The following is a 5,037-nucleotide window of genomic DNA, read 5'->3' on the forward strand; positions in this document are numbered from 1 at the left end:
TGGTCCTCGTCCACGAGAACGAGGCGGTGTACCTGCCGATCGGCTCGATGCACCGGCTGGCCAACCCCGGCAAGATCCCCCTCGAGCTGATCGAGGTCCAGGTCGGCTCCTACACCGGCGAGGACGACATCATCCGCGTCGAGGACATCTACGGACGGTGAGGCGGCCCGCCCGGCGGGCGGCGAAGGCCGCCGCTCAGTCGCGCAGCATCGCGATCCAGGACGAGACCGGGTCGACGACGTAGGCCGCGACCGAGGCCGCCCAGGCGCGGGCGCGCGCCGGCAACGAGCGGGCGCCGCGGCCGGATGCGTCGTCGGTGCGCGCGGCCATCAGGGCCGCCACGACGGCGTCCTCGCGCGCCTTGCATTCGTCGAGGGCGTTGCGCTGCGAGCCGGCCCGCCCCTGCGTCGGCGACTGGTGAGCGTAGGCCTCGCGCACGCATCCGCGCCACGCCTGCTCCAGTGCGGCCGGGTCGGCCGGCCGCGGCGCCTCCGCGGCCGCGCCGGGCAGGATAGGCAGGGACAGGAGGGCAGCGAGGGCGAACATCCGCATGCTTGGCGGTATCGCCGATTCGCCCCCGCCTCGGCAAGAACGAAGCGGCAACACGATCGCGTGCCCGCGCGCCGTGTGAGGCGCGGACCCGATTTCGTGCCCCGTCCGCGCACGGCGACCGGCCGCTTAGGGGCGGATTAACCAAACACGCGCTCAATACGGATCAGTCGCAGTTCTCTCGATCCCCGCACGGCCGAGCCCCTCGGCCGGTCCACCGCCCGCGCTCCGTCGCGGGGGACGGACGGCGCGTGGCCGCGGGCGCCGCCTCAGCCTTCGCGTCCGAGTTCGAGTCCGCATGCCTCATCACATGCCGCATCCCCTGCCGCATCACCTGCGTTCCCACGGCGGCCACGCGCGTCCCGTTCGTCGCCGGCGCTCCCGCAGCCATCCGACCCTGCGCAACGCGCTGGCCGGCCTGCTCTGCCTCGTCACCCTCGGGGGCGTGCCGACCGGCGACGGGAAGCACCCGCGATCGCCGGGCGCGAATCTCCAGGCCACGAACCTGCAGGCCACGAACCCGCAGACCCGGAGCGCCGCCTCGACCGCCCTCGCGGCCCTGTTCGATCCCCGTCCGATGATGGGGCCGGACGTGCGCGCGAACCTTCGCGGCATCCCCCTCGGCACTGCGTTCGCCCCGACCGCCTCTCTCGCTCCGTCCCTCGCCCAGCCGGTGGCGGGCGTCGCGGCGGTGGAGCCCGCCGCGACACCCGCCACCGGGGCGGAGATCGTGCGGCAGGCCGAGGTCGCAAGCCAGGCGCAGCGCCCGCGTGAGATCCGAGTCCTCCGCCAGGCGCAGATCGTGCCGCTGCCGATGGCGCGCCCGGCGGATCTGATCGCCGCCCCCGTGCCGCAGCGCCTCGCCCTGCGCCGGGCGCCGCGCCGGGTGCCCGAGGCGGCGCCGGCGCCCACCGCCGAGACGCCGTCGTTCTTCGAGGAGCTGTTCGCCGCGCGCAAGGAATCCGGCCCGGCCCTGGCCTACGCCGCCCTGGAGAGACCCGGTCTCGACCGGTCGCGCGGCCGCCTGTTCCCCAGCCCCGACGCGGGCGCCGGCACGGCGATCTACGACATCAGCGCCCGCACCGTCCGCCTGCCCGGCGGCGAGGTGCTGGAAGCTCATTCCGGCCTCGGCGCCAGCATGGACCACCCGGACTTCGTGCACCTGCGGATGCGCGGCTCGACCCCGCCGGGCACCTACGACCTCACCGAGCGCGAGGCTTTGTTCCACGGCGTCCGGGCGATCCGCCTCAACCCGGTGGGCGGGTCTGCCGCCATCCACGGCCGCGACGGCCTGCTCGCCCACACCTACATGCTCGGGCCGAGCGGCGCCTCGAACGGCTGCGTGTCGTTCCGCAACTACGACCGCTTCCTGCAGGCGTTCCTGCGCGGCGAGGTCCGGCGCCTCGTGGTGGTCGCCGGCCGCGGCGACGGCCCGGCCCGGTTCGCAGCGAGCCGCTAGGGCGTTCCGAAGCGAGGCGGAGACCGGCTCGCATGAGGGCCACGCGACCGCGCAGCAGGTGAAGGCGGCGTCGCGGATCGGCCACACCCGGCGACGCGCTGCGAAAGCCGGATTGACGCGCGGTCCGCGCCCGACGCAACCTGTGCGCGAGGGTTCCTCATCGAGGATCAAAAGGGAACGCGGTGGGACGGAGCCTGGAAGGGCCTTCGTCGAAGCCGTGGCTGCCCCCGCAACTGTAAGCGGCGAGCCTTCCACCAACGCACGTCACTGGATGCGCCGCATCCGGGAAGACGGTGGCGGGCGACGACCCGCGAGCCAGGAGACCTGCCCTCGGTCGTGGTCACACGCGAAGCGCGTCGGGCGGGGTGCCCCGGCGGGTGTCGAAGCCTCATGCCGTCGGAGGGACGGCGCGGGGGATCGGCCTCGTTCGCGGTGACGTGCCACGTCGCGTCGCCCGAGGTCCCGTGTCCGTATCCCGTTTCGCTCCGCGCCTGCGCATCCTTCTGCTCGTCGTCGGCGCGGCCGTCCCGCCACAAGCCGTCCTGATGCGGTCCGCCCTGTCTCAGCCGGGCGTGGCCGAGGCCAACCTCGACGAGATCTCGGTCACGGCCGAGACCGTCGCTCCGGCCGCGACCGGCCCGGGGCCGGCGGCGAGCGCCGGCTACGTCGGCGGCACCACCGGCGTCGGCGGCACCCTCCGGTCGGTGGATGCCGCGAGCGCCGGGGTGATCTCCGGCGCCGAGATCAACAGCCGCCCGATCACCCGGCCGGGCGAGGTCCTCGAATCCGTGCCCGGCCTGATCGTCACGCAGCATTCGGGGGAGGGGAAGGCCAACCAGTTCTTCCTGCGCGGCTTCAACCTCGACCACGGCACCGACATCGCGATCGACGTGGACGGGATGCCGGTCAACATGCGCACCCACGCCCACGGCCAGGGCTACGCCGACATCAACTTCCTGATCCCCGAGCTCGTCGGCGCGGTGGAGTTCCACAAGGGGCCGTACTTCGTCCGCGACGGCGACTTCGCCTCCGCCGGCTCGGTGCGGATCGACTACCTCGACACCGTCGCGAAGTCCGTCGCACTGACCTCGTTCGGCTCGTTCGGCTACGCGCGTGCGCTGACGATCGCCTCGGCGCCACTCGGCCAGGGCAACCTGCTGGTGGCCGGCGAGGCGCAGGTCTACGACGGCCCGTGGGACGTGCCGGACGCCCTGCGCAAGCTCAACGGCGTCGTGCGCTACAGCCAGGGCACGGCGCTCGACGGGTTCTCCGTCACCGGCATGGCCTATGCCAGCCGCTGGACCGCGACCAACCAGATCGCGTCGCGCGCTGTGTCGGAAGGCCTGATCGGCCGGTTCGGTAGCCTGAACCCCAGCGACGGCGGTGATAGCAGCCGTTTCTCGCTCTCCGGCCGCTGGAGCATGACCGACGACACCGGCGTGACGCGGGCCTCGGCCTACGTGATCCGCCAGCAGCTCAACCTGTTCAACGACTTCACGTATTTCCTCAACGATCCGGTGAACGGCGACCAGTTCCACCAGCTCGACCAGCGCATCCTCGGCGGCGGCGAGGTGAGCCACGTCTTCCAGGGCGACCTCTACGGGCTGCCGATGGAGAACGAGATCGGCTTGCAGACCCGAACCGACTCGATCCGGGTCGGGCTGTTCAACACCACAAACCGGCAGTTCCGCTCCGGCGTCCTCGACGACCGGGTGCTGGAGGCGAGCGGGGCGTTCTTCTACGACAACCGCGTGCGCTGGACCGACTGGCTGCGCACCAGCGTGGGCTTCCGCGCCGACGGCTACTACGCCGACGTGGTCTCCGACACGGCGGCCAACAGCGGCAAGGCGCGGGACGGCGTCGTCAACCCGAAGCTCGGGCTGGTGCTGGGGCCGTGGGCCGACACCGAGCTCTACCTGAACTACGGCGGCGGCTTCCACTCGAACGACGTGCGCGGCGTCACCGCGACGATCGACCCGACGAGTTCGCTGTTCAACACGACGCGCTCGCCCTTCCTGGTGCCCTCGACCGGGTACGAGGTCGGCATCCGCAACCGCTCGATCGCCGGGCTTGAGACGGCGGTCGCGCTGTTCCGCCTCGACTTCGCGTCGGAGAACCTGTTCCAGGGCGACACCGGCACCACGGAGCCGAGCCGCCCGAGCCGCCGCTTCGGCGTCGAGTGGACCAACCGCTACGCGGTGACGCCCTGGCTGAAGCTGGAGGGGGACCTGACCGTCACCAACGCCCGCTTCTCGGACGTCGACCCGGCGGGCAACCGCATCCCCGAGGCGCCGACCACGATCGCGTCGGCCGGATTCACATTCGGCGAGGGCCTCGGCTGGTTCGGGTCGATGCGCCTGCGCTACTTCGGCCCGCGCCCGCTGATCGAGGACAATTCCGTGCGCTCGAAGCCGACGGCGCTCCTCAACGGCCGCGTCGGCTACAACTTCGACAACGGCTTCAGCCTGTCGCTCGACGTGTTGAACCTCACCAACGCCAAGTCCGACCAGATCACCTACTATTACGTCTCGCGCCTGCCCGGCGAAGGGGCGGACGGCGTCGCCGACCGGCACTTCCACCCGGTCGAGCCCACCGCCGTGCGGCTGACGCTGGCGGGGCGATTCTAGGCGACAGGGCCGCCGAAATCGGCGGTGCGCGGCGTCTGCCGCATTGACGGCGCGCCGGGCTGAGCCCTAGGCGTGGAGGCATGCGCATGTGGCGGCCAGATTGGCGGGTCTGCCGCGCGGTCATCGCCGTGACCGCGCTCTATGCGCTTGCCCTGCAGGCGGTGCTGGGCGGGATGACGACCGTCCGGACCTTCGATCCGGCGCACGCGCTCTGCCTGCAGGATGCCGGCGCCGACGGGCGAGGCCCGGAGCACGCCCCGCATCACGCGGACCACCTGGCCTGCTGCACCGCCGCGCAGGCGATGCCGACGGCGGACATGCCGGTTCCGGCCGACGTCGCGGTCGCCTGGTCCGCTCCCCCGGCGGTCGACGCCCCGTGGCGTCCCGTCCTCGCCGCCGCCC

The 5,037-nt window shown here is 72.5% G+C and carries 4 protein-coding genes, 1 pseudogene and 1 riboswitch; of the genes and pseudogenes, 4 read left to right on the forward strand and 1 reads right to left on the reverse strand.

All coding sequences use genetic code 11. The features are described 5' to 3' along the window. Positions 1–161, forward strand: a pseudogene (cpsB, locus tag FV229_RS25190) (mannose-1-phosphate guanylyltransferase/mannose-6-phosphate isomerase); the annotation flags it as partial. Positions 162–195: 34 nt separating this feature from the next. On the opposite strand, the gene FV229_RS25195 reads toward cpsB, so the two are convergent. Further along, the gene (locus FV229_RS25195) at positions 196–552 is read right to left on the reverse strand and encodes a hypothetical protein (protein ID WP_238272106.1); all 357 of its coding nucleotides are present in this window, start codon (positions 550–552) and stop codon (positions 196–198) included. 295 nt (positions 553–847) lie between these two features. Here FV229_RS25195 and FV229_RS25200 point away from each other — a divergent pair, with 295 nt between their 5' ends. The 3 genes from FV229_RS25200 to FV229_RS25210 all read left to right on the forward strand — a co-directional run. Next, the gene (locus FV229_RS25200; protein ID WP_238272105.1) at positions 848–2,008 is read left to right on the forward strand and encodes a DUF2778 domain-containing protein; all 1,161 of its coding nucleotides are present in this window, start codon (positions 848–850) and stop codon (positions 2,006–2,008) included. A 133-nt stretch (positions 2,009–2,141) separates the two neighbouring features. Continuing rightward, positions 2,142–2,355: riboswitch (cobalamin riboswitch) on the forward strand. A 198-nt stretch (positions 2,356–2,553) separates the two neighbouring features. Next, a complete protein-coding gene (locus tag FV229_RS25205; RefSeq protein WP_147754555.1) occupies positions 2,554–4,635 on the forward strand; it encodes a TonB-dependent receptor in 2,082 nt (693 codons plus the stop codon). A gap of 86 nt (positions 4,636–4,721) precedes the next feature. Then, positions 4,722–5,037: hypothetical protein (locus tag FV229_RS25210; protein WP_187275282.1), on the forward strand; the 316-nt coding region annotated here is incomplete at its 3' end.

The organism is Methylobacterium sp. WL120, assembly GCF_008039465.1.
In the GTDB taxonomy this organism is placed as follows: Bacteria; Pseudomonadota; Alphaproteobacteria; order Rhizobiales; family Beijerinckiaceae; genus Methylobacterium; species Methylobacterium cerastii.

Coding starts and splice junctions, on each gene's coding strand:
- FV229_RS25195 (WP_238272106.1), bottom strand. CDS start 552: ATGCGGATGTTCGCCCTCGCTGCCCTCCTGTCCCTGCCTATCCTGCCC.
- FV229_RS25200 (WP_238272105.1), top strand. CDS start 848: ATGCCTCATCACATGCCGCATCCCCTGCCGCATCACCTGCGTTCCCAC.
- FV229_RS25205 (WP_147754555.1), top strand. CDS start 2,554: ATGCGGTCCGCCCTGTCTCAGCCGGGCGTGGCCGAGGCCAACCTCGAC.